This is a genomic window from Pseudoxanthomonas sp. LjRoot206, from assembly GCF_056175725.1.
The window spans coordinates 199,703-223,665 of record NZ_JBGFFI010000006.1 but is presented as its reverse complement, the minus strand read 5'-3'; the positions used below and the strand labels follow the sequence as shown (position 1 = coordinate 223,665).

The following is a 23,963-nucleotide window of genomic DNA, read 5'->3' as shown; positions in this document are numbered from 1 at the left end:
CACCCCATCGCGAGTTGGAAGCGCAGTTGGAGAGATCGAGGCTCGACCCGACCGAGGAGCCGGCGTTCTTCCGCAGCCTGCTGGAGGCCACCGTCTACATTCACGTGCCCGTGTCGGACGACAGCAAGCACATTCGTTAGGACAGGAATTTTTTATCGCCCTGTGCCAAGAAAATCTGGCGCTCAGCAGAAGCATGTACAACGGAGCGAAAGAGCCTGAGACTCTGGACTACTTCAACGCATTCGGGGTGCTTTACCAAGCACTCTTTCTCTGTAATGCGGTAGCTGAGGACCAGTTTGCAGTCAAACAATACGTAGTGCAGTCCCAGCGATTGATTGACTCCGTAACATCCCATGTAACGCGGTTCACTTAGCAAGTACGCGTGCAAATTCAACGCCAGTGCGTGATCAAGGTCTGGAATGTAGATTACATGGATCCGATGGGTACCCAACGTCGACCTCAAGGGTTTCCTTAGAAGACCGGGCATCGTGTTGCTATCATCAAGACGCCCGCCGACGCCTGATGCATTCCAGGACTCGCCATCGCCGAGGCGAAACAATAGATCACCGTCTCGAATATGGATCGGCCTCTGGCTCTTTTGCGGCAGCCCTGACGCCAAAGTGATGGCTAGCGCCCATTCGGCATAGTTGCCGCACTCAACAGGCGGATCGAACAAGAATGCCGCGGCCATGTGTGCTTCCTTGTTACCGTTTGGTCATCCCAAGAATGGGGCGAGCAGGATCTAGAACCCACCCGCATTGCTATCTTCAATGAACTCAATGCGGGCCGCTTCGAGGACAGCCTGTGGATCGTGTTTGAGCACCTCGGCCGGACACTCCCCATTGAGAAGCACATGCGGGGTAAGAAACCATTCGACTTCACTCCAGCCGGTGGGCGAGCGGTCCTTATCGTAGTAGCCGCCGTGGTCCCGCATGATGCGCAGGATCTCTGAGAAGTGAACAACGGGCCGTCCGTCTTGCTGAAACTGCCAAGGGGGAAATCGGTAATGGGGCTTGGGATCAGTGAGATACACTCCCAGCAGCTGCTCAGACTTCCGTAACTCAGTAGCGCCCGATCCAAGGTCTTCCGCCGTGACCCAATTCCTGGACAGCTCGGTGCGCCGTGCTGCGGCCATCGCTAGGATTGATGTTGGGTCAGACACGCTTGGACTGGTAGTCATTGATCCGTTCCAAGTCGGAGCAGCATCAGGCTGCGACGCGCGAAAACCTTGGTAGGCCGGTAAATCTGTGACATTTCCTAGAGTAGTCTAGATCGGAAAATGTCACAGGCTCTGTTGATTCGGCGACGGATTTTTTACGCGCCCAAACATGCAGGATCTACCTGGCCGCGACGGAATTATCCGCGGTAGACAAACACGACGCTAAAGCTGTGACTTGCCCGAAGTACACGCTAATCCTGTGACTTGACTGGCGGGATCAGTAAACCCGTGACAAGCGCGCCTCATAAATAACAATGACTTAGGGCGATCCCGATCCAAAATGTCACAGCTCTACCGATTTTTGAGATCGGTAAAACTGTTACATATTCTGGGCTTGCCGGCATATTTGAGACATTCCCCAAGCGCGCTGCACGCACGGCCGCGACCCGATGGTCCTGCGCCTGCCTGTGAAAGGCCGTGCAGGGCGACGAGCACCGTCACCCCGCCGTTAGTGGGACACATCGACGGTTGACCGCTGCGAGGGCTGCAGGGTTGATAAGACCTCGTCGAAGCCTTCCTCGCGGATGTGCGGTAGTACGCGTCGCCGCCAACTCAGGTGCATTTGTCGACCAACTGCGTGTCAGGCAGGCCTCATGCTGAATGCGGCCGCGGCGGCCTCCGCCTGGAGCCCGTTCTTCACGCCGGCCCAGTCAGAGGACAGGGTGCCGTAGTCCTCAGGATCCAGCATGGGCTCAAAACCGTATATCGAAGAGCGAAGACTCAGTGCACGCATGAGTTGCTGATTCTCCACGGTATCGTGGACAAGGACGATCCTCGTCGGGAATCTTCGCAACATCTCGCGCCCACTGTGACTACGGTGTCCGACGCGCTTTAGCCAAAGCAGGGCACTTTCTACCGCGCTGTGCAGGCTGTTTGCCAGGTCAGCGCCCCCTTCGCTACACCTTACCCATTCCAGCTGACCAATCGAAGCAGCTGACCGTCGGCAGCACTCTTCGAGCGTTTCAATCAGCCCTGCATCCGAGGTCTCATCGCGGCGGTCCGGCAAGAAGTGCCAGACCGCCATATGAAGCAGGCCCAGCAAGAGCGTCAGGGCTTCGGGGGTAGCATCGACGGCTAACGCATCCAGTGAGAGGCGCTCCGCGGTGGCCAGTCCCTCTGGATCGTGCTCACGCCAGGCGTGGACGCTCTCGGGACTCAATAGGACCATCGACCGTGCTTGCAGCATCGCGGCAACGTTCTGTGCGCTTTGATCGATGGTTGGCTCACCGCTGAAGTACGCACCTGCCTCACTCAGCAGCCAGGGCTGGGACTCAGGTACACGCGCCACTACGCGCTGAAAAAGATTGAACTTCTGCCCTGAACCATCGGGCTCGTTGAAGTAGGCGCCGTCAGGATTCTTGCCGAGCTCATAGGTTCGTCTAAACATGTCGGGAATCGACGGGTCCGGGCTCGGCGTCACCCCAAACACGAAGGTGCCCGCTGATTCGACGACCGGCAGTGGCAGCTGCGCGTTGAGCGCACCCAGTTCGCAGGCGAAACGGTGTAAGAGGAATCGCACCCAAAGCAGGGGGCCGATGGTGTCCGAATATGACTGCTTCTTCTGGGCCATAAGACTCTCTGACCAACGAGGGAATGGATTGCGGCTCAATCCATCTCTGACAGCTACCCGAGCTCTGTCCTAGCATCCATCAATTGAGCGCAACGGAGGCCAGGCGATGAGCTGATCGAAATGTATTCCATTCGGCAGGCAAAAAAAAACCGGCTGGCGGGCCGGGTTTTTTCCTGAAGCGGATTGGCACAACGATTGACGACTTGACTCTAGCGCGCGGGTTTTCCTGTGTCAACAGGCTCTGCTGCGCCGGACGATGCCCTTCGTTTCACGCCTGCCTTTCCCTAGTCCCTAGATAAGGAAAGGTATGAAGACGTCAAAATCGCCCGCGCAAAAGGGGCGAAGCGCCATCGCGGACGCGGTTCGCCGGCGAGGGCAGAGTCCCTACAACCTGTGGATCATCCGTCCACCGCTGCAACAGCAAGACATCATCGTCAACTCCGATCCAAAGATGGAACTTGTCTATCTGTTGGAGGGTGATCCGACGCTGGAAGAGATCGACTATGGCCCTTTGCGGAGAGCACCTGACGAAGAGCGAAAAGCCAAGCGTCTGAGCGCATCCGAGCAGCCCGAGCACTTCGCAGATGTCGTGCGCTCCGGAGTCAAAGGCCGTGTCTTCTGGGGAGGGACGCAGCCGCCACCCCCAGAAATGTTGGCGCCATCGGATCTCTACCTGAGCATTCCGGATCTGGACGCCAACGTTATGCGGATAGACAACTGGCGGCGCATTGCGCCGGCCATTCGCCGCGTGAGCGCTCATCCCACCGACGCGTTGGAACGCCAGATGATCACGCTGCTGAGCAAGGGCAGCAAGATGTCGGTGGCAGACATTCTTTCGGCCTTGATCGGACACCCTCCTGCGCTGGTTCTTGGCGTCGTAGGCATTCTCCTTCGCCAACGACAGTTGGAGGGCGACCTCGACCAACGCCTATGGTCGTTGCATACCCGGGTGTGGGCGCGGAGGCCAGCATGAACCGGTACACCCGAAGCAACGCACCCGTTGACCTGCTGAAGTACGACGAATGGCCCGAGGTCAGCCTGAGCGCGCTGGATGATGAGGCGGTTGCGCGCTTCACGGCGCTCAAGAAGGCACTGATACGGTACATGGAGGGAGACAAGGTCCAGGAGATTCAGGACGACGAGGGCTACTCCCGTGAGGCGCTCATTCGTGCGTTCAATCGCTGCATCACACGACGGCCGGATGGCCGCTTGGTCGGATGGCTGGGACTTGTGCCAGGCGTTCGAATCGGCGCGCCGGCGCGCGTCAAACCGCTGGCGCCCAGCGGGAGAAACGGAAAGTCTGGGCTCACCGGCGCATGCGCCTTGTTTATGAATCAGCATCCGAAAATCGAAGCTGCGTTCAAGAAGTACCTGTTTAAGACCGCAACCCGCCAGGTGGGGCACGAGAACAAGGTTCGCCCCGGTGTCGCCCACAAGTGGTTCATTGCCCACTGCCGAGAGCAGGGAATCCCAGAGAACCAGTGGCCCTTGAATACCGACAAGCTCGGCAGGGGCGCGATCAGCGAATACATCCGCCACTACTTGGCCTCGAACTACGATGCCATCGTGGCGACACAGTACGGCCAGAAGGCCAAGACGAAATCGCACAGTGGCACCGGCACATTCTCTCGCCTGCGTGCAAGTCAGTTCCTCGACGCGGTCGAACTGGACGAGCACCTTTGCCATTTCAAGGGCTGGATCGCCTTCGAGACTCCCGGTGGGAAACGCTGGGTCAAGAGCCCTCGAATGAGCCTGATCGCCATGGTTGATCGATTGCTCGGTTTGGTGGTCGGACTAAAGATCATCTTTCGGTCCCAGGCTCGGGGTGATGACATTCTTGAGGTGTTGCATCACGCGTGCACGGGAGGCGGGGTGCCGGTTGATCCCTCTGCGAAGGGGGAAGAGAACGAGCCTGCAATGCCGATCGATCTGGGCGTGCCATTCGAATGGTGCGGCTTGAATCAGCTTCTGGTCGACAACGCCTTGTCCCATCTTGCCGAAGAGATCCAAGGCCGCGCGCGGGCCCTTCTGGGATGCGACATCAACTTTGGTCCTGTGCAGCGCCCGGAGCGGCGACCCAACGTCGAAGGGCTTTTCAGTGATCTGGAATGCCTGGGTTTCCACAGACTCGATGAGACGACCGGCTCGGGCCCGCAGGATCCCATTCGGATCGAGGCGCCGCCGGCCCGGGAGCCGCAGATGACCGAGGCCGCTGCCTTTGCGTTGATCTATCGCAGCGTCCGGTTCCACAACCGCAAACGCTCCAGCGGTGCGTACGGCGTGCGGCGCATTGAGCAGTTGCAGGGCTGGGTCAACGACATCGAGCAGGGTCTGATCTTCCCCATGCTTCCACCGCCCCTGGATCACCTGCCCAGCCTGGATGTCAGCGTGACTCGGCTCAAGGTTAAGGGCAGTGAGCAGACCGGCGTGCGAGCGCACCTCTACCTCCAGGAGGAATCCTATGTGGGAGAGGTGCTGTCTGAGCGTTGGGACTTGATCGGTCAGTGGGTCATGGTCCACATGAACCGTCACGATGCGCGGTACATGCGCTTGTTCACCCTGAAAGGGGAATCCTTGGGCACGGCCACGGTGACGGGGAGGTGGCGGCATCCGCCCCATACGCTAAGTCAACGCATCATCGCCAACAAGCTCATCCGCGACGGACAGCTGCGTATTGGCTACGACGAAGATCCCATCGCAGCGCACTTGGCGCAGATTGCGCACGACGCCGCAAAAAACACGCCGCTGTCGGCTGACCAGATCAAGACACTGACCGCGCACGCCGAGAACGAACATTCACGCCAACAAAGCGCCAACTCAGTTGCGCAGTCGGCCGTCACCGCGGCTATTGAGAACGCCAAGAAGGAGCCAGCAGGGGCAGGCAAGGAAGAGCGTCGCTTTGTCATGCCGCAGCTGCGGGCCTTCAACAGGGGGCAGCGGTGATAGAGGAGTTGATCGTTGAGCGTGAGCGACTATGGGCCCAGCATCCGATCATCTGTGAGGCTGCGGTCCTGCCGTCGACATCGGTACAGAATGCCGTTTGGGCGGTCATTGAAGGGGCCAGAAAGACGCGCTTCTCCTATGCGTCCTGGGCTGATCCGGTCACCGGAAAGTCCCGCTGTCTGACGGCTATCGAGAACTTCATTCGACAGGAGCATCCTGGCAGCGGGGTGCTTCGCTATGAAGCCATGCGGGAGGAATCCTCTGCTGAAGGCCGATTGCTGGAAGACATCCTTCTACAGATGGCGATCGCCGCGCCCATCGCGCGAAGCCTGGCGGGGAAGCGTGACCAGTTGACGCGTGCTCTCTTGGCCCTTGCCGGAGTGGACATGCACTTGTACATGCTGATCGATGAAGCGCAAGAGCTGCACATCAGAGAGCTCAACTGGCTCAAAGGAGTAATCAACAAGGTGATCGTAAAGCAGGTAAAGGTCACCGTGGTGTTGATGGGACAGAAACAACTACTCGACCGCATCGATGAACTCAAGACGGCGGGTCGGCAGGACTTGTTGGAGCGCTTCTTCAAACGCGTGGTCGAGTTCAAGGGGTGCCGTACCGTCGAGGACCTGGCCACGTTGTGCGAGGCGATGGACATCAAATCCGAGTATCCCGAGGGAAGTGGCTGGAGCTACACGATGTTCTTGTTCCCGCGCGCCTACGAAAACGGCTTGCGCTTGCAAGCCAAAGCTCAGGTGCTATGGCAGGCATTCACAGCCCTGCGCAGCGCTTCCGAAGTCCAGCGCGGCATACCCATGGAAGCCATTTCGTCATATCTGGCCCAGATATGCCTGTTACACAAGGACCTGGACAGCGCGGATATGGAACTGGATCTGGGGCTGCTGGAAGAGGCGGCAAAGGAGACCCTGTCGTGACAAGCAAGCGTATCGTCCCGTGGCGCGATGACTGCTTGCTTCCCGAGGAGTCGTTGTACTCGGTTATCAGCAAGATCGCGTGGTTCCAAGCCATGCCGCCACTGCGCTATCTGTCGACCATTCTGGGACGCAGCTACGCTGAAGGCCTTGTACTGGGTCCTACCGAAAAGTGGTTATCCAACATTCGGGACCATCACATGGCGCCGGACTTAGGAGGTCTGCCGTTCGCTGACGGGCTAGCCGAATGGGTACTCACAGAGAAAGTGGACACGCCGACCGCGTGGAGAAGTCGCAGCCTTCGCGTGTGTGATCACTGCTTGGTCGACGGGGTGCATCTAAGAATTCACCAGGACTTGGCGGTTCACAAATGCCCGTTACACATGGAGCCGCTGCATAGTACGTGCGGACATTGTTTCGGTCATCTGACCCTTTCCTACGCTCGGCGTACAGAAGCGTTCTGTTGTCCTCGTTGTAGTGCTCCACTGACAGCTGGTCATGTCTTCGGTACGCCGCGCCCGGAGACCCAGCGCCAGGCCGTCCAGACGGCTGTGCGAGAGGTGAGAAGCTCGGTGCTGAAAGTGCGCAAGATCATAGGGCCACATGTCGACTCGGTACTGAGACCTTCATCTTCCGGATCATGCGCCAATATGAGTCATTTGCGCCTGGATAGCGTTTGTGCACAGGCAGGCGTCCATCCCGCGCTCAGACGCCTGCACATTCCGAAGGTGGAACTGAAAACGGAGTCGGTCAAGTTCAGAGCCGCAGACGATCGGGCCGCCCATCCCGGAGATCTGATAGAAGCTTGCAGCATGGCAGAGTTCCAGTTGGCGATGTCCTGCATCGTTCGTTGGTTCGTCAAGGCCAAAGGCAGATCGCACGGGCAGTGTCTGGATTCCCCGCTTCGGATGTTTGGGCCTGACTTCGGCCTCAGCATCCGGAATGCGCAGGACATTCTTGGATGTTGCCCGGTGGCGACTGGCTTCTGGCTGTGGAGACTCTCAAACTGCCGACAACTGGAACGCTATCTCAGGCAGCCGCCATCTGAAGATGCGCCCATCAGGCGCCATCGCCTGTTGATCCTCTACAAAGCCTTGAAGAGTCATCTACATTACTGCCTGCAGGTGGCGCAGCGCATGCTGCACACCGATCTCAGGCATCTCGATGATCAGTTGAGAGTGCGGGCACTGCATCGTGTGTGCGCCATGTCTGTGGAGGACCTTCAGTTCAGTACCCTGCGCTCAGTCTCATCAACGCTGGTGCGCTACGAGATGCAATGGCGCTGGATGGATGTGCCCTGCGACGGCTTTGCCGTTTACGCCACGCGCCTGCGTAGGCAGTGCGAGGAGGTAGAAGCACCACGGGAAAACTCCTCGGGAGGGCCCCTGCATGGCGTCGACGTCGAGCCGCCGGCTGAGGGTCATGCACGGATGCCGTTCACGCTCATGCGGCTGGAGGGATTTCTTCGCTGATGAGATTGGCTACCGGTTCCCCGCGGTGTGTCCCTGGCGCTGCTAGGTGTTAGCACCGCGCTGTCCCGTACCCCGAGCGCGTTGCCGGGAAGGGGTGCTTGGGCGCCCTATAGAGGCGAGTTTGGCAGACCAGGACGGGAGGAGGTTCCTGTCCTGCTGCCAGCACTGCGGTAAAGCTTGGCCTCATGGACAACCTTCGTAAATGCCCGGGAAGCGGCCGCTAGGCAGCTTCTTGGGGACGAGTTTGCACAGGCTGTCCATTCTGGCGCGATCATCCATCAGCCCAACTCCAACGAACTCGGTCAGGTCTGCGATGTCTTGCGCCGAGAGCTTGCTCACCCCCTGTAGCATCGGGTCAAGATTGCGAAGTGGGCCATTGTTTGAAGGCTTCAGAATCGTCAGATCGTCGGCTACGCCAGCCTTCTTCGCATCGTAGTTCTTCACGGAGGTCACCACGTCGGTGTGGTGCTTGATTGCATCCTCAAGCCGGGTATAGGCGCCGTTGTGGAAGAACGTGGGTTGCGCGCCGACATTCCTCAATGGGGAAGTCCTGAATTTGTACGCCGACTCCGGATCACCATTGGTGAGCATTACACCTGGGTCCTGGTCGCACTGCCCCACGATTACATCACTCTGCTCAAACATGAAGTTTCCATACCCATCCCGGTAGATCGGAGCGATCTGCGGGACACCGATTCTCCTGTTCTGGAAATCGCTGAACATCTCATTGGATTTTCCCGAAACGGCATGGCATGAGACGCAGCTGTTGTCTCGGAAGAAGAGGACGGCTCCTCGCTTCTGCGCATCGGTCATCGCGGTTCGATCTCCTCGGGCGTACTCGTCGATGGGCGCATTGGCGAAGGTCAGCTTCATCTCAAACTCGGCAAGTGCCTGTGCAACGTGGATGAACTCGACCTTTCCACTCTTCTTGACGTCATCAAAGATGGCGGCGAAAAGATTCACATACTCAGGAACCTTGTTCACATCATCAATGACCAGTTGTCGAATTGAATGAGCAGCATCATGGACAGGGATTTCTTGCCCATGCCTATGCCTGAATTGGCTCTCCTCCTTCTTGCACGGAACTGCGGCGTCATTCCCGAATGATTGGACCAGCTTTGCCTGGTTGGAGAATGGCTGCCTGTTCGAGAACACGGCCATCAGCGATGCCACGTCAGCGTCCTGTGCTGATGCTTGGCCCTCCACCATTGGCTTCGCGGCAGCCGCAAGATTCATCGCAGTTAGTGTTTCAGCCAGTTCTCGTCCAAATCCTGCCATCTCCGGGAGTTCGGTTGGCGGCATATGGGCCTGCGCGACGAGCAAATGCTTCACCGTCGGATCATTGGGCTCGAACTTCTCCAACTGCAGATCAAAGCCTTGGGAGTTGTCGAAGGGATCGCCCGAGTTTGAAAGGAACTTCGCCTCCCACATCAACTTTGGATAGAACGCGGTATTGATGACGGTGGGTGACCGGCGTTGATTGCGCGGCCCTTTCCTACTTTTTCCAACAACGCCCAACGGGTCCACGCCAACTGCAATGGATTGCGTGTCGGCCATCGCGGCGTTGGGGGCGTGGCAGCCTGAGCACGGATTGCCTGTCGTGCCCTTGGTTTCGGTGTCGGAATGAATGGATAGCACGCGGTCAAAGAAGAGGAGTCGTCCCACCTCAGCCAATGGCTCATTGATCGGGCGACCCAGCCGTTTGGTCAACGTCTCTTCGACTCGACCGGTGAAGTTGTGCTTGTTAAGGAGCGCTACCAACTCGGCATCGGAGCCTTGCTCGGAAGTGCCAGCGTCAGTGCGTGTGCTTGTAGTGGGCGACTGATCGGACGCTTTACATCCTACGAACAGGACGGCGGTTATCACCAGTGGCAACAGGACGGCAGAGTGGCTGGCTCGCATAGCAACGTGCTCCTCTAGATTGTCCAATACGGAGATACTTGGGCGACTTCCTCTTCGGCATGAGCGAGTGCAGCGCGCCGCAAGAATGCGGCGCGCGTCAGTTACTGGTATTACCCCCCGGCCAAGGCCGTACGACATGAAACGCCAACGCGGTCACGTTCTGCAAGCGCGTTCGTCGGAAACTCTAAACTTCCTCGGTAATGCGCGTTTCGTTGGCTCGGGACAATCGGGCCGCGCTTAGGGGCGTGCGGGGTACTTCACCGAGCACCCATACGATTTGGTGACGGGCTGGCTCACGGCTTTGCCTGCTACCACCTCATCAATGGCTTGGGTGACGTAGTTGGTAGCTGTCGCAATATCTGCCGGGTTAGCGCTGGCCTTGTTGTCGATGGCACCTGCGTAAACCACGACCCCCTTGGTATTGACGATGAACATGTGCGGGGTGGTGGTTGCCCGATAGGCGATTGCGATCTTCGCATCGCTATCGATGATCGTCAGTATCGGCGAGGCGCCTTTGGCCTTCTGCCAGGATTGGAGCTGGGATCGCGCTTTGGTGTCATCGCTGATCCCGGTCTGGATGCTTACCCACGTCGCCCCCTTGGCAATGGCGTGCTTCTGAGTAGCTGGCATGTTGCCGCTGTCGTAGTGCTTGCCCACGAAGGGGCATCCGGGATTGGTCCACTCAAGCACCACCAGTTTGCCGCGCAACTGGGCGAGGGAGACTTGCTTGCCACTGGTATCAGTTGCCGAGAACGCGGGAGCCGGCTTGCCTACCACCGCCTGGGCCAGCGAGTTTTGCGCTGTCAGCAGCGCAATGGCGAGCGTAGCGCTCACAGTCATCATCTTGATCACAATCATTCCTCACTTGGTTGAGTTGGGCTGCCGGCGTTGCCAGGCGTCATGTCCGCCAACGCTTTGAGTACGGTGGAAGGCATCAGAATCTCAGCGAGCAGCGTTGGATCTGTTTTGCCGGGATCGTAGAGGGCGTACACCGGCACTCCACTGCGTCCAAGCCGTCTGAGCTCCTGTGTGATCTGCGGATCTCGGGTCGTCCAATCTGCTCGCAGCAGCCTTACGTTGTGCTGCTTGAATGCCGCCATGACGGTGCTGTCAGAGAGGGTTGTGCGCTTGTTGACCTGGCAGGTGATGCACCATGCGGCCGTGAAGTCGACGAAGGCTGGCTGCCCGTCCCGGCGAGCAGACGCAACGGCTGATTCGCTCCACGTCTGCCATATCGCGTCCTCGCTGGCCGCCTCACTGGCACGGTCAACCTGCTGAACGTTCGACCATCCCCACATGCCGACGACGATGAGCAGGGCCAGTGCAGGCGCACCGATCAGCCAGCGACCGCGACGCCCAAACCGGATGCACCGAAAATCCAAACGACGAGCGCCAGGATCAGCAGGATCAGCAGTACCGACATCACGCCGTGGATGTCGACTTGTTGCCCCAGCACCCAGAGCAGCCAGATCACCGTGGCGAACATCGGAAACGCCATCAGGATCTTGAAGTGCGTCATCCACGGCCCTGGCCGCGGCAATCGTGCGGTCAAGCCCGGCATCCACGTGGCCACGATGTAAGGCGTTGCAATACCCAGACCCAACGCTGCAAAGATTGCCAATGCTAGGCTCGTAGGTAGTGCCAGTGCCGCACCCAACGCAGCCCCCATGAAAGGAGCGGTGCACGGCGATGCCAAGGCGACGGTGAGCACGCCTGTCAGGAAGTGGTCCACCGCGTGATGACGTGAGCGTAGACGCGCGACGCGTTGCGGCAGGACATTGCCAACCTCGAACACGCCGGACAGATTCAGGCCTATCAGCGTGAATACGATAGCCAGCACCGCGATGAACATCGGTGACTGCAGCTGAAAGCCCCATCCCAGGTGCTCACCCGCCGCTCGCAGTGCGAGTAACAGGCCGCCCAAGGACATGGTCGAAAGCACCACGCCGGCTGTGTAGGCCAATGACCCGCCAATCAGGCCGCGTAAGCTTTGTCCAGATTGGGCTGCACTCAGTACCTTGAGCGAGAGCACGGGGAAAACGCAGGGCATCAAGTTCAGTAGTATGCCGCCCAGCAGTGCCAGCCCCAACGTCAGCAGGACAGGACCTGGACGGGTGGTTGAGGCTGGTGTCGGCACCGCACTGGTCGGGGCCGGATCTGCCCTCGTCAACGTTACTGCAAAGCCGCCAGGCTGCCCGGGCATAGTTAGCACCACAGACAACAGGGTTGGGTCTTCTGTGCGTTGGATGGCCAGCGGTACATCTGCCTGCCATTGATCTGCGACCCACCGTTGCTGGATCGATGCAGCCGGCTCGATCACCCCTCCGATTTCCGGAAAAAAGGTGAGCTGCTGTCCCTGGACCGACGCGGGCAACCCGTTCACACGGACCAACAGCGATTCCTGGTTGGAGGCAGCGGTTCCCGAGAGGCCCTTTAGCGTGCTGGGTGCGCTGGCGCTAGCGTCCTCGAACAGGTCGCGATGCGTGGTGAGGGCGGTGTCAGTCCGAATACTCAACTCGAACTGACCCGACTCCGGAATGCAGATCTCATTGCATACCAGCCAATCTGCGCGCAGACGAATCAACAGCGTTGAATCGGAGAAGGTCGGAGGCAGATCGAGTTTGACGGGAAGTAGTACTTGGCCGTCATAGCCGTAGTTCATCAAGGGGCCGAAGGGCAATTTCTTCGGTGCAGGCCATTGAATGTCCGAAGCCTGTGCGCCTGTCGGCAGCGTCCATTCTAGTGTCGTCGGAAGCCCAGAATCGCCCGGGTTCTTCCAATAGGTGTGCCAGTCAGGCTGATGGACGATGTGCAGACCCAGACGTACGTCCTTCCCGGGGCCAATACCTTCGGGCGCATACGCCACCAACTGCGCACGTACGTGGGGTGTCTGGACCACCGCTCCTTGAGCCCATGCCGGACCGGCGACCAACAAGCACAACGCCAGCACCGCCTGCATCCAGATCACCGCGCGGTCCTTGAAAGCGGCACGCATCAAGGTGTACTGCAGCCACAAGAGGATGTGCATGACGCTTGGCTTGTCCCGGCTTGTCCGAGGAAGTGCGCCATCAGTACTGGCGCGAACTCACCAGCCTGCGCGGGCGCGGTGATTGCCAAGTGGATGACATCGACTTCAGGCCGGAGATCGAATTCCAGGAAGGCACAGCAGATGCGTTCGGCTGCGACGACCTCCTCCAGATCAGCGGCCGCATCTACCGCGTAGCGAAGATGCAGGGTTGAGCCTTGCTGCTCGTGACCCAGCAGAGCCCGCTCGGCCAGTGCGGTGATGATGGCCAGACGCTCTTTCAGCTCAGGACCTGAGAGCGTGCATGCAATGGGGGTATTCATGCCTAGCCTCCTTTCACGCATTGACCATCGGCGACAGAAGCGCAGTTGGACAGACAGCGAGCTCGTTTGCGGCGATATCGCATCACGCCGATGGACAGTGCCGCCGCCACGCCGAGGGCGCTCAGTACCGTTACCCAGCTTCCCATCCCGCCGACATAGGCGATGCCGCCCATGCCCACCAGGCCGGGCAAGACGAAGGCGGTGCTGCAACACACGCTGCATGCGGCGGCCAGGCCGGCAAGGCTCAAGAGTGCTTTCATTCGGCGGTCCAGCAGCGGGGCGGTGCCCGGGAGGAGAGCACTGTAGGACCTCAAGTGGCTTGAGGTTCAAGTGCTTTCTCCGCGGGGGTGAGGTAGGCTTAAGTTAGAGTTACTTTAGGTTCTGTCATGAGCACGGCACTCAAAATCGGGCGTTTGGCCCAGATCACCGGAACCAACGCCCCCACCATCCGTTACTACGAACAGATTGGCTTGCTGCCGGCGCCGACCCGGCCGGCGGGTAGCCAGCGCGTTTACGACGAGAATGACGTACGGCGTCTAACCTTTATCCGCCGCTGTCGGGACTTCGATTTTCCGATCGAGAAGGTGCGCCAGATGGTGGTGCTGATGGACTCCGAGCGATCCTGCATGGAGGCGCGAGACCTTGCGCAGGAACAGTTGGAGGAGGTACGCCGAAAACTGCAGGAGTTGCGGCAGTTGGAGCAAAGCATCGCCGGATTTGTTGAGCGCTGCGACCAGCAGTGTGCCGGCGGCGCTGGCGCTGACTGCGTGATCATCGAAGAGCTTTCCCTGCGCACATTGGGCTCCCCGGCCACAACCGGGTGCTGCGGGCCAGCCAAGTAAGCCCAGCCACAATCAAGAATGAGTCTCAGTTGACGTTTGGGGCGGTGGCCGTCATCCTAATATTTCATTATCTGTTGAAATATTGAAATGAACGAGACGGCGGCGCTACGGGGATTCGGGGCCATCGCCCATGCGGATCGTCTGCGCATCGTCCGTATGCTCGTCGTGGCCGGCGCGGACGGCATGTCTGCAGGCGCGATCGCCGCCGCGCTCGATGGCGCACAGCCCTCTCGGGTGTCATTCCACCTCAAGGAACTGGAGCAGGCTGGGTTAACGCTGGCTCGCCGAGAGGGCAAATCGATCATCTACAGCGCGGACTTCCCCGCGCTCTCGGATCTTGTCGCGTTCTTGATGCACGACTGTTGCCATGGGCACTGCATCTACTGCGACAAGGCGATCAAGTTATTCGCGCAATGCACTGGACGTCCCACCGGACCTGACGAACTGCAGTGATCAGCCGCCGCCATCACGCATAGCCGCCAGCCGGCCCCTCTCCCTACTGTTGATGCCTACATGACCTTTCGATCGATCGTCCTCGTACTAGCAGGCCTGGCGGCGCTCCTGCATAGCAATGTCTCCTATGCGTCCGAGAAGAACGTGCCCACGACGTGGCGACTGCTGGACTACATCGCCGTCGACTATCGGGAGGCCGTACGCGAGGGCGAGGTGGTCAACGAGGTGGAGTACGCCGAGATGAAGGAATTCTCGGCCACTGCTGCCGAGGCCATCGGCCAGCTGCCCGCCAAAGCTGAGTCCGCGCAGTTGAAGCAAGATGCGACTGCGCTGCAGGACGCAATCCAGGCGAAAGCCGCGCCGGAGCAGATCGCAGATCAAGCGCGTGCGCTGGCTGCGCTCCTGGTGAAGGCCTATCCGATTCCCTTGCTTCCAACGCAAGCGCCCAACTACGGACGCGGCAAGGTCTTGTACGCGCAACTGTGTGCGGCCTGCCATGGTCCCTCGGGTGCAGGTGATGGCCCCGCCGGTGCAGGCTTGGATCCCCCACCGATTGATTTCACCGATCGCGCGCGCGCCGATGAGCGCAGCGTCTTTGCCCTTTACCAGGTCATCGACCAAGGCCTGGAGGGCACCTCGATGGTGAGCTACGCAAGCTTGCCGGTAGAGGATCGCTGGGCGCTGGCGACCTACGTAGGGGCCATGGCGTATCCCGAAGATCAGGCCAATGCCGGAAAGAAGCTGATCGAAGGCGATCCAGCCCTGCGCGGCAAGCTCAACTTCGATGCCTACGTCAGCAGTACGCCCGCCGCATTGGCCACATCGGTGGGATCGGCAGAACAGACCTCGGCCATCGTGGCGTTCTTGCGTCGCCATCCGGAGGCCTCACAGGCGCAGGATGCCAGCTCGGCGCTGGCGACCTCGCGCAAGCTGCTTGAGCAGGCGATGACGGCCTACCGCGCCGGACAACCCTCACAGGCCAAGGATCTGGCCCTGTCTGCATATCTGGACGGGTTTGAGCCGGTGGAGCCGCTGCTGGCGGCACGCGACAACGCCTTGATGGTGAAGATCGAAGCGGCCATGGCACGCGTTCGATCGGATATTGCTGGCAATGTGGCTGCCGAAGAACTCCAAGGCCAGGTCACGGCCCTGGACGATCTCTTCGCCCAAGCCGAACAGGCACTGGATCAGGGCCAGACCTCGGCCGTGGCCAGCTTCGTGGCGGCCTTCACCATCCTGCTTCGCGAAGGGCTGGAAGCATTGCTGATTGTCATCGCGATGATCGCCCTGCTGCGCAAGGCAGAGCGGACCGAAATGCTGCCGTGGGTTCACGCCGGCTGGGTGTCGGCACTAGGGGCCGGCATCGTGACCTGGGTGCTAGCCACGTGGGTAATCTCTATCAGCGGCGCCAGCCGAGAACTGTCTGAAGGGTTCGGATCGCTGCTCGCGGCGGTGGTGCTGGTCTGGGTAGGTATCTGGATGCACGGCAAGAGCCATGCAGAGAACTGGCAGCGCTACGTACGCGACAAGCTGGGCCAGGCGCTGAGCCGGAAGTCGGGCCTGTTCCTGCTGGGTCTGATCTTCGTGGTGGTCTATCGGGAAGTGTTTGAGACCATCCTGTTCTATGCCGCCATCTGGAGCCAAGGCAATGCCAGCAGCGTTATCGCCGGCGGCCTCTCGGCATCCATCGTTCTGGTCGTCATTGCCTGGTTGATGATGCGATACAGCCGGCGCTTGCCGATCGGCCAGTTCTTCCGATACAGCTCCCTACTGATTGCCGTGCTGGCTGTCGTGCTCATGGGCAAGGCTGTCTCGGCGCTGCAGGAGGCAGGCTATCTGCCCATCTCCTGGCTGGACGGCGGGCCGCGGGTCGAGCTGTTGGGCTTGTATCCGACAGTTGAGGGCATCGGCGCACAGATCACCATCGCGTTGATTCTGGTTGTTGGCTTCTGGCTGGCCAATCGGCCCGCCAAATCCGAGACAGCTGCTCCATGAATCTGGAATTGATGCGCGAGCGGCTTGAGCACTTCCAGACGCCCATCTACTTTGTGGCGCTGGTGCTCGGATTCGTACTGGCAATGCTGGTGCCTGGCACAGAGGGGCTCGAGGCAGCGATCAACCCAGCGCTGGGCGTCATGCTCTTCGTGACCTTCCTGCAGGTTCCCCTGTCGCGCATCCGGGACTCACTGGGGAATGTGCGCTTTATGGGCGCCTTGCTGGTGGCCAACTTCATCGTGATCCCAATGCTGGTGGCCTTGGCCCTGCCGTTGTTCCCTGGCGATCCTCTGATGCGGATCGCGATGCTGTTCGTGCTCCTGTGCCCGTGTATCGACTATGTGGTGACGTTCTCGCACCTTGGGAAGTCTGATTCCTCGCTGCTGCTGGCCGCCACACCGGTGCTTCTGATTGTGCAGATGCTGCTGTTGCCGCTGTATCTGAATTTGCTGCTGGGGGCTGAGTCCTCAAGCTTGGTACAGCCAGGTCCGTTCCTGCATGCGTTCGTCATCTTGATCGTCATACCAATGGGTCTTCTTCCCGTGCCAGCCACGGCCCTTGTCCTGCTGATCGTCATTGCTGCGGTGACGCCTCAACTGAGCTTGGCGCTGAGCGCTGCAATGGACGCGCTACCTTTCTACCTGGCCTTTGCCATCATCGCGCCCGTCCTGGGATTGGTCGTGGCACGCGCATTTAAGCTGCCCGCGACCGCCGGCCGGGCAGTGGGCTTTTCGGCAGCAACCCGTAATTCCCTGGTGGTCTTGCCATTGGCACTCGCAGTGCCCGACGCATTGCCCATAGTTCCTGCCGTAATCGTGACGCAAACAATCGTCGAGCTGGCAGCGATGCTTCTATACATCCGTGTAATGCCGCGTTTAGCCAAGAACTAGACGCCGGCCCCTTTACTGAGAGACCCGCTCTCGACCCAAGCGGTCATTTTTCTGCAATGGTGGGTTGCAATACTTCTAATATTCCGGAAATATAGAAGTATGGATACGCCCCAGACCGTTCAAGCGCTTCGTGCGCTCGCGCACGACCACCGGCTTGCCGCCTACCGCGCCCTCGTACAGGCAGGCCCCGGCGGCATGGCCGTAGGCGAGCTACGCGATCAGCTCGATTTGCCGCCTGCCACCCTTACGGCGCATCTGAACCAGTTGCGTGCCGCAGGGCTTGTCACTGACGAGCGGGAAGGACGTGTCATCCGGATACGTGCCGACTACGACCGCATGAACGGTCTGATTGGCTTCCTGACGGAGAACTGCTGCGGCGGGAAGTCCTGCACGCCGGCAGTCAAGAAGAAGCTCCGTTGATCCGCACCCCAGAGATACGACATGACCGACAAGACTTACAACGTACTGTTCCTGTGCACCGGCAACTCCGCGCGCAGCATCATGGCCGAGGCGATCCTCAACGTGCTGGGCCACGGCCGGTTCAAGGCCTACAGCGCCGGCAGTCATCCCAGCGGCCACGTCCAGCCGATGGCGCGGGAGCTTGCCGAGGCCATCGGCTATGACGCCAGCCAGGTGCGCAGCAAGAACTGGGACGAGTTCGCCGTGGAAGGCGCACCCGAGATGGATATCGTCATCACGGTTTGCGACAACGCTGCGGGAGAGGCGTGCCCCGTATGGCTGGGTCATCCTGCACTCGCGCACTGGGGTGTGCCCGACCCGGTAGCCGCCACGGGCGATGAAGAAGATCGTCGTCGCGCCTATACCGCAGCGTTTGCCACACTGCGCCGCCGTATCGAGCTATTGCTATCACTGCCCCTACAAAGCCTCGACCGTCTGGCCGCACAGGCAAAGCTGGGCGAGATCGGGCGCGTCGGCGCTGAATGATCCGCCAGCGTCTCATTGCCGAGTTCTTGGCCACGGGCCTGCTGCTGGTGACGGTGGTGGGCTCAGGGATCATGGCCGAGCGCCTCGCGGGCGGAAACAATGCCGTTGCCTTGCTGGCAAATACGCTGGCAACGGTCGGCGGCCTCTACATCCTGATTGAGGTGTTCGGTTCGATCAGTGGTGCACACATGAACCCCGCGGTCAGTGCCGTGATGGCTGCGCGTGGCGAACTCCCCAAGACCCTCTTGCCGGCATACATCCTAGTCCAGCTCGCGGGCGCGGTATGCGGTGCTTTCTTGGCGAATGCTATGTTCGATCTTCCGGTGCTGGAGTTCTCCGCGAAGGTGCGGAGCGGCACGGGCCAATGGCTGGGCGAGATCGTTGCAACAGCAGGTTTGCTGTTGGTTGTGCTCCGGGCGCCTGCGTCCCGTGTGGCCGTGATGGTGGCTGCGTACATCGGTGCGGCCTATTGGTTCACCTCGTCGACTTCATTCGCGAATCCTGCTGCAGCCTTCGGCCGCATGTTCAGTGACAGCTTCGCCGGCATTTCGCCTGGCGACGTGCCCGCCTTCGTTGTGGCGCAGGTCATTGGGGCAGCCCTGGGTGCAACGATCCACAAGCTACTTGGAAAGCCTCATGTCTAATCCTGGCGATCTGCCCAACATCTCGGCCGCGCTGTTCCATGTTCCCGAGGTTGACCGACTATCCCCGACCGCACGTGCTAAGCATGGCCCGCGGATTCTTCTGCTCTACGGATCGCTGAGGAAGAGGTCATACAGCAAGTTGCTCGCGCTGGAGGCGGCCCGACTACTTCAGGCAATGGGCGCAGAGACCCGCCTCTTCGATCCGACAGGCCTGCCGCTGCCAGATGCAGAGCCCGATACCCATCCGAAGGTCCAGGAACTGCGGCAACTGGTGCAGTGGTCGGAGGGCATGGTTTGGAGCTCACCCGAGCGGCACGGCGCCATGAGCGGCATCATGAAGGCGCAGATCGACTGGATTCCGTTGTCTCAAGGATCGGTGCGTCCAACCCAGGGCAAGACCTTGGCCGTCATGCAAGTCTCTGGCGGCTCGCAGTCCTTCAATGCGGTAAATCAGTTGCGCGTGCTTGGACGCTGGATGCGCATGATCACGATCCCCAACCAGTCCTCCGTCGCAAAGGCGTTCAATGAGTTCGATGAAGAAGGGCGCATGAAGCCCTCCGCGTTCTATGACCGCATCGTGGACGTCATGGAAGAACTAGTGAAGTTCACGCTACTGACGCGCGATATCTCGCCCTACCTGGTCGATCGCTATAGCGAACGGAAGGAAAGCGCGGAAGAGCTTGCCAAGCGGGTCAGCCTCCGCGCGATCTAGGTGTGGAAGTGGCCCGTCCATCTTTTTGACCAGTTCCCTACGTCCGCTTCCGGTCGAGAGTAGAAATCCGCTACAAGGTCAGACTTTAGAACGTTGCATTGGCTGGCGTAGCGTCGAAAGAATCGTGCACTCGGCCCGTTGTCCCCCGTGGCAACTGATGATGACACGCTCAAGTTCATCGGCCATCCGGCGAAGATCTTCCTGGCGCGCACGAATATCGGTCAGATGTGTACGCGCCAGGCGGTCGACGTCGTCGCAGGACAAACGCTCATCGCTGGCCAGTTGCAGGAGGCTGCGGATCTCTTCCAGACTGAAGCCCAGATCCCTCCCTCGCGCGATGAACCGCAGGCGCTCGATATCGGCGCTCGTATAAACCCTATAACCACTGTCCGTGCGGGTGGGGTGGGGCAGCAGCCCGATCTTCTCGTAGTAGCGGATGGTTTCAAGGTGGCATCCGCTGGCCTCGGCAGCCTGACTGATCTTCATTGAAGGATCGCTTGACTCTGTAGTTGCTACAGACTTTACGATAGCTGAGTCCCGACTGTGATTGTCCGGTTGCGGGAGTGGCCTCTCAACGGAGCGCGTGATGTCTGAATGCTGTGGCTGCGGCAAAGTGGTTGATGTGGCACGTATGCAAGCCAAGCAGCGCAAGGTGCTGGTCATCGTGCTGCTGATCAACCTGGCGACCTTCGGCATGATGGCGCTAGCGGCGTGGCATTCCCACTCATCTGCGCTGCTGTCCGGAAGTCTGGACAACCTGGGGGATGCGCTGACCTACGCGGTGAGCCTGGCGGTGGTGGGCGCATCGGCACACCTGAAGGGCCGGGTGGCCCTGCTCAAAGGTTTCTTGATCCTAGGCGCCGCGATCGCGGTAGGCGTACAGATCGTCTGGCGCTTGGCCCATCCGGGTGTTCCGATCTTTGAGAGCATGGGGGCGGCTGCGTTGCTTAACTTGGCGGCCAATGCGGTCTGCCTGTGGTTGCTGACCCCCTATCGCGCCGGCGATATCAACATGGCTTCGGCGTGGGAGTGCTCGCGCAATGACATCTACGAGGGGGCTGCCGTCATCCTGGCCGCGGCGCTGGTGTGGGCCTTCGGCGCGGGTTGGCCCGATCTGTTGATTGCCGCAGCGTTGCTGGTTCTGTTCCTGCGCTCGGCGGTGCGCGTGTTGCGGGCTGCGTGGCGCGAAAGTCGACCAAGCGAGCAGCCCAGTGCCACGATCTAGCAGGAGTGATCGTCCTCGGAAGGGGACGAGGCGGGTTTGGCTAAGGCGCTCGTACCAATGCTACGGTGATGGCGTATGTCCAGATAAAGGCTATACGCGGCGGTAAAGGCCGGCAGCAGGTTCTGCACGACGCCCACGGCATCCTGCTTGGACGAGAACAGGAAGTAGCTCAAGGCCATCAGGCTACCGCACAAGCTCATGTACCAGAACAGGCGCGGGATCACCGGCCGGCCGGCGCGTTTGGACGCCATGAACTGGACCAGCCAGCGCACGCCGAACAAGGCCGCGCCGGTCAGACCAATGAGCTTCCAGGGCGTTGTGTGTAAGCCCGACCAGCTCAGCCACAGGATTTCCTGATCCATGACGTTCATGACTTGGGGCCGGCGCTAAGCTCGCTGGTGGCCGTCACGTGGCTGCGCTGAATCAGCCAGGCCACGCCCATCAGGTCGCGGATGCCCACCAGGGCACGGCCCAGGTTGGTGTACTTGGACTGGCCCGATCCCCGCGGCCGGTGAGAGACCGGCACACTGAGCGTCTTCCAGCCGGCGCGCTGCATCAGTGCCGGCAGATAGCGGTGCATGTGATCGAAGTACGGCAGGTCCAGGAAGGCGGCGCGGTCGAACAGCTTGATGCCACAGGCGGTATCGGGCGTGTCATCCCGTAGCAGCGATTGCCGGATGCGATTGGCCCAGCGCGAAGCCCATCGCTTGCTGGCCGTGTCCTTGCGCTCGGTGCGCCAGCCCGCGAACAGGCGTACCTGCGGCGAAGCCGCCTGGCGAGCGGTCAGCAGTTTCAGGATGTCGGCCGGATCGTTCTGGCCGTCGCCATCGAGCGTGGCGATCCAGGGCGAGAACGCGTGCTTGACGCCATTGCGGATGGCGGTGCTTTGCCCACTGCGTTGATGGTGCAGCAACACCCGCAGTTCCGGCACCTCGGCTTTGAGCCAGCCGAGCACCTCGCGCGTGTCATCGTCGGAGCGATCGTCCACACAGATGATGTCGAAGGCGATCTTGCCGCGCAGGTGGTACACCACCTCCTGCACGAGCGGGCCGATGTTGCCGCGTTCGTTGAAGACGGGAATGACGACCGACAAACTCGGCATCCGGGGCAGGGACGGGCTTTGCATGGCGAAGGACTCAGCAGAAAGGCGTGCGGGAAAGGAGAAGGAGGACTCAGTCTTCGCTGACATCGGCTGACCACGTGGCCGGAACCTCGCAGTTCGCGATCCAGGCCGTGCCCGGCGCCAGAATCCAGGCGCGTCGATTGGAGGCGCCGATGTCGATGACCTGTGTTGGATCCAGGCAAGGCCCAATGGCTTCCTTGCGCAGGAACAGCCAGCGTCGCGTGGGGTCATGCAGCAGCCAGGTTTGCGCCTGCTGCCATTGCTCCACCCAGGGCTTCTTGAAACCGAACTCGGTAACCGGTCGGTCGGCCTGGAGCAGGTGCTGTTCGCGCCAGCCGAGCATGGCCAGCTCCGCATCCAGATCGATGGTGGCCTCGACGCGCTGCATCAGCGCTTTGGCAGAACTGTCAGGACTTAGCGCCGGTATGAATCCCACGCCATAGGCGATCCACAGCGAGGCGGTGACCGCCACTAGCGCAAACACCACCCGCCGGCGTGCGGCGACCATCACGACCAGGCTCACGACGGTGAAGGCCAGCAGCCAGCCGCTGACCTGCTTGACGGTGCTCATGTCCATGCCGCGTCCGGCGAGCAGGCCTTGCACGCGCTCGGGCGAGGCGGTCAGCAACCACAGGCCCAAGGCGCCCGTCAGGGTGACCACCACCGACAGGTATGACCACAGCACCGCGCGTACGCCACGCCGACGCAGCAAGCCGGCCAACAACGGCGATGCGGCGAGCGCCAGGGCAGGCAGCATTGGGAAGATGTAGACCTCGCGCTTGCCCGGGCTGGCACTGAAGAAGACCAGCACCAGCAGCGCCCAACCGAGCAGTAGCGCGTAACGCGGGTCCACGCGACGCACACGCCGCCACCACGCCGGTAGCAACCACGGCGCGAGCAGCACGCCCGGCAGCCACAGCGTGAGCATGGTCTGCAGGTAGTACCAGGCGGGTTTTACGTGGTGCCAGGCATTGGCGTAGCGGGTGCCGGTCTGCTTGAACAGCATTTCCCGCGCGTAGGTGTGCAGGGCCGGATCTGATGAGGCCGCCACCGTGGCCAGCATCGGTACCAGCCACACGCCTGCACCCAGCACAAAACCCGCAATGCCAGCCAGCACATGCACCCCTCGGTGCGAGGGCATGGGGTGGGGCGACTTCCACCGCGCCCACAGCCAAGGCAGGAACACCAACAACGGCAGAAAGCCCACGCCCTTGGTGACCGTGCCCAGGCCGGCGGCGAAGGTGCCCACCATCAGCAGCCAGGGGCTGGGCTTTTCCAGCAGGTAGCGCACCAACGCCCATAGCGAGAGCGTGGTCATGCCCACCAGCACCATGTCGATCTGCGCGCGCTTGGCTTGCAGCACGAACTGCAGGCAGACGAACAGGCCCAACACGGCGTAGTCGGCCGTGCGCTTTCCCCACAGGCGCCGGGCAAGATCGCCGGTCAGCCACAGCGTCAGCAGCGCGGCCAGCAAGGACGGCAGCAGGAATGCCACATCCCAACTGCGCACCAGCACATAACTGGCCGCCTGCAGCCACATGAAGGTGGGCGGCTTCTCGGCGTAGAGCTCAATCCCGCGCTGCGGGAACAGCCATTGGCCGGTCTCCACCATGGTCTTGGCCGCCAGTACGAAGCGCGGCTCGTCTGCGGGCATCGGCTCGCGTAAGCCCAGGCCGGCCAGCAGCGCCGCAATGACCAGCAGGATCAGCAGCCACATCTGGCGAGGGGAGAGGTCGCTAAGGGAATGACGCATC

Annotated in this window: 26 protein-coding genes; 13 read left to right on the top strand and 13 right to left on the bottom strand. The window is 60.6% G+C overall.

Going from position 1 to position 23,963, the window contains the following annotated elements:
- Positions 1 to 136: 136 nt before the first annotated feature.
- The 3 genes from AC04MD_RS18640 to AC04MD_RS18630 form a co-directional block, all read right to left on the bottom strand.
- Positions 137 to 691, bottom strand: a complete 555-nt coding sequence (locus AC04MD_RS18640; protein WP_475498700.1) for a hypothetical protein — start codon at positions 689 to 691, stop codon at positions 137 to 139.
- A gap of 51 nt (positions 692 to 742) precedes the next feature.
- Positions 743 to 1,135, bottom strand: coding sequence for a hypothetical protein (locus tag AC04MD_RS18635; RefSeq protein WP_475498699.1), 393 nt, complete (start codon positions 1,133 to 1,135; stop codon positions 743 to 745).
- Between the two features lie 664 nt (positions 1,136 to 1,799).
- On the bottom strand, positions 1,800 to 2,789 hold the full coding sequence (locus AC04MD_RS18630; RefSeq protein WP_475498698.1) for a hypothetical protein: 990 nt from the start codon (positions 2,787 to 2,789) through the stop codon (positions 1,800 to 1,802).
- A gap of 307 nt (positions 2,790 to 3,096) precedes the next feature.
- Here AC04MD_RS18630 and AC04MD_RS18625 point away from each other — a divergent pair, with 307 nt between their 5' ends.
- From AC04MD_RS18625 to AC04MD_RS18610, 4 genes are all read left to right on the top strand, one after another.
- A complete protein-coding gene (locus tag AC04MD_RS18625) occupies positions 3,097 to 3,762 on the top strand; it encodes a hypothetical protein (RefSeq protein WP_475498697.1) in 666 nt (221 codons plus the stop codon).
- Positions 3,759 to 5,732, top strand: coding sequence for a hypothetical protein (locus tag AC04MD_RS18620; protein WP_475498696.1), 1,974 nt, complete (start codon positions 3,759 to 3,761; stop codon positions 5,730 to 5,732). The genes AC04MD_RS18625 and AC04MD_RS18620 overlap by 4 nt, the downstream gene beginning before the upstream one ends.
- Positions 5,733 to 5,740: 8 nt before the next feature.
- The gene (locus AC04MD_RS18615) at positions 5,741 to 6,661 is read left to right on the top strand and encodes an ATP-binding protein (RefSeq protein ID WP_475498695.1); all 921 of its coding nucleotides are present in this window, start codon (positions 5,741 to 5,743) and stop codon (positions 6,659 to 6,661) included.
- Positions 6,662 to 7,308: 647 nt separating this feature from the next.
- Complete coding sequence (locus AC04MD_RS18610; protein ID WP_475498694.1) at positions 7,309 to 8,130, top strand: hypothetical protein; 822 nt, start codon at positions 7,309 to 7,311, stop codon at positions 8,128 to 8,130.
- 183 nt (positions 8,131 to 8,313) lie between these two features.
- On the opposite strand, the gene AC04MD_RS18605 is transcribed toward AC04MD_RS18610, so the two are convergent.
- The 6 genes from AC04MD_RS18605 to AC04MD_RS18580 form a co-directional block, all read right to left on the bottom strand.
- Positions 8,314 to 9,840, bottom strand: a complete 1,527-nt coding sequence (locus tag AC04MD_RS18605; RefSeq protein WP_475498693.1) for a cytochrome-c peroxidase — start codon at positions 9,838 to 9,840, stop codon at positions 8,314 to 8,316.
- 429 nt (positions 9,841 to 10,269) lie between these two features.
- Positions 10,270 to 10,890, bottom strand: coding sequence for a redoxin domain-containing protein (locus tag AC04MD_RS18600; RefSeq protein WP_475498692.1), 621 nt, complete (start codon positions 10,888 to 10,890; stop codon positions 10,270 to 10,272).
- Positions 10,887 to 11,330 (bottom strand): thioredoxin family protein, encoded by a 444-nt coding sequence (locus AC04MD_RS18595; protein WP_475498691.1) that lies wholly within the window; start codon positions 11,328 to 11,330, stop codon positions 10,887 to 10,889. Before AC04MD_RS18595 ends, AC04MD_RS18600 begins: the two co-directional genes overlap by 4 nt.
- Positions 11,331 to 11,368: 38 nt before the next feature.
- Positions 11,369 to 13,060: a protein-disulfide reductase DsbD domain-containing protein gene (locus AC04MD_RS18590; protein WP_475498690.1), complete on the bottom strand. Its 1,692-nt coding sequence runs from the start codon at positions 13,058 to 13,060 to the stop codon at positions 11,369 to 11,371.
- Positions 13,027 to 13,380 (bottom strand): hypothetical protein, encoded by a 354-nt coding sequence (locus AC04MD_RS18585; RefSeq protein WP_475498689.1) that lies wholly within the window; start codon positions 13,378 to 13,380, stop codon positions 13,027 to 13,029. The genes AC04MD_RS18590 and AC04MD_RS18585 overlap by 34 nt, the downstream gene beginning before the upstream one ends.
- A 2-nt stretch (positions 13,381 to 13,382) precedes the next feature.
- Entirely contained in the window at positions 13,383 to 13,640 is a 258-nt protein-coding gene (locus AC04MD_RS18580; protein ID WP_475498688.1) for a hypothetical protein, read from the bottom strand.
- Between the two features lie 126 nt (positions 13,641 to 13,766).
- Here AC04MD_RS18580 and AC04MD_RS18575 point away from each other — a divergent pair, with 126 nt between their 5' ends.
- The 8 genes from AC04MD_RS18575 (at position 13,767) to arsH (ending at position 19,861) form a co-directional block, all read left to right on the top strand.
- Complete coding sequence (locus AC04MD_RS18575) at positions 13,767 to 14,222, top strand: MerR family transcriptional regulator (protein ID WP_475498687.1); 456 nt, start codon at positions 13,767 to 13,769, stop codon at positions 14,220 to 14,222.
- Positions 14,223 to 14,309: 87 nt separating this feature from the next.
- Positions 14,310 to 14,675 carry an ArsR/SmtB family transcription factor gene (locus tag AC04MD_RS18570; protein WP_475498686.1) on the top strand — a complete coding sequence of 122 codons (366 nt, stop codon included), beginning with the start codon at positions 14,310 to 14,312 and terminating at the stop codon, positions 14,673 to 14,675.
- Between the two features lie 60 nt (positions 14,676 to 14,735).
- Entirely contained in the window at positions 14,736 to 16,670 is a 1,935-nt protein-coding gene (locus AC04MD_RS18565) for an FTR1 family protein (RefSeq protein WP_475498685.1), read from the top strand.
- On the top strand, positions 16,667 to 17,560 hold the full coding sequence (locus AC04MD_RS18560) for an arsenic resistance protein (RefSeq protein WP_475498684.1): 894 nt from the start codon (positions 16,667 to 16,669) through the stop codon (positions 17,558 to 17,560). Before AC04MD_RS18565 ends, AC04MD_RS18560 begins: the two co-directional genes overlap by 4 nt.
- Before the next feature lie 99 nt (positions 17,561 to 17,659).
- Positions 17,660 to 17,980, top strand: a complete 321-nt coding sequence (locus AC04MD_RS18555; RefSeq protein WP_299347587.1) for an ArsR/SmtB family transcription factor — start codon at positions 17,660 to 17,662, stop codon at positions 17,978 to 17,980.
- Positions 17,981 to 18,001: 21 nt separating this feature from the next.
- Positions 18,002 to 18,505 carry an arsenate reductase ArsC gene (locus tag AC04MD_RS18550; RefSeq protein ID WP_475498683.1) on the top strand — a complete coding sequence of 168 codons (504 nt, stop codon included), beginning with the start codon at positions 18,002 to 18,004 and terminating at the stop codon, positions 18,503 to 18,505.
- On the top strand, positions 18,502 to 19,149 hold the full coding sequence (locus AC04MD_RS18545; RefSeq protein ID WP_475498682.1) for an aquaporin: 648 nt from the start codon (positions 18,502 to 18,504) through the stop codon (positions 19,147 to 19,149). Before AC04MD_RS18550 ends, AC04MD_RS18545 begins: the two co-directional genes overlap by 4 nt.
- Complete coding sequence (gene arsH / locus AC04MD_RS18540) at positions 19,142 to 19,861, top strand: arsenical resistance protein ArsH (RefSeq protein WP_475498681.1); 720 nt, start codon at positions 19,142 to 19,144, stop codon at positions 19,859 to 19,861. Before AC04MD_RS18545 ends, arsH begins: the two co-directional genes overlap by 8 nt.
- A 78-nt stretch (positions 19,862 to 19,939) precedes the next feature.
- On the opposite strand, the gene AC04MD_RS18535 is transcribed toward arsH, so the two are convergent.
- Positions 19,940 to 20,347, bottom strand: coding sequence for a MerR family transcriptional regulator (locus AC04MD_RS18535; RefSeq protein ID WP_327482770.1), 408 nt, complete (start codon positions 20,345 to 20,347; stop codon positions 19,940 to 19,942).
- 100 nt (positions 20,348 to 20,447) lie between these two features.
- Between AC04MD_RS18535 and AC04MD_RS18530 the strand changes: the two genes are divergently transcribed.
- Positions 20,448 to 21,086, top strand: coding sequence for a cation efflux transmembrane domain-containing protein (locus tag AC04MD_RS18530; protein WP_475498680.1), 639 nt, complete (start codon positions 20,448 to 20,450; stop codon positions 21,084 to 21,086).
- Here the strand turns inward: AC04MD_RS18530 and AC04MD_RS18525 are convergent.
- From AC04MD_RS18525 to AC04MD_RS18515, 3 genes are all read right to left on the bottom strand, one after another.
- Entirely contained in the window at positions 21,083 to 21,457 is a 375-nt protein-coding gene (locus AC04MD_RS18525) for a lipid-A-disaccharide synthase N-terminal domain-containing protein (protein ID WP_475498679.1), read from the bottom strand. The genes AC04MD_RS18530 and AC04MD_RS18525 overlap by 4 nt on opposite strands.
- Complete coding sequence (locus tag AC04MD_RS18520) at positions 21,454 to 22,188, bottom strand: glycosyltransferase family 2 protein (RefSeq protein ID WP_454259010.1); 735 nt, start codon at positions 22,186 to 22,188, stop codon at positions 21,454 to 21,456. The genes AC04MD_RS18525 and AC04MD_RS18520 overlap by 4 nt, the downstream gene beginning before the upstream one ends.
- A 70-nt stretch (positions 22,189 to 22,258) precedes the next feature.
- The gene (locus AC04MD_RS18515) at positions 22,259 to 23,962 is read right to left on the bottom strand and encodes an ArnT family glycosyltransferase (protein ID WP_475498678.1); all 1,704 of its coding nucleotides are present in this window, start codon (positions 23,960 to 23,962) and stop codon (positions 22,259 to 22,261) included.
- Position 23,963: the final 1 nt, after the last annotated feature.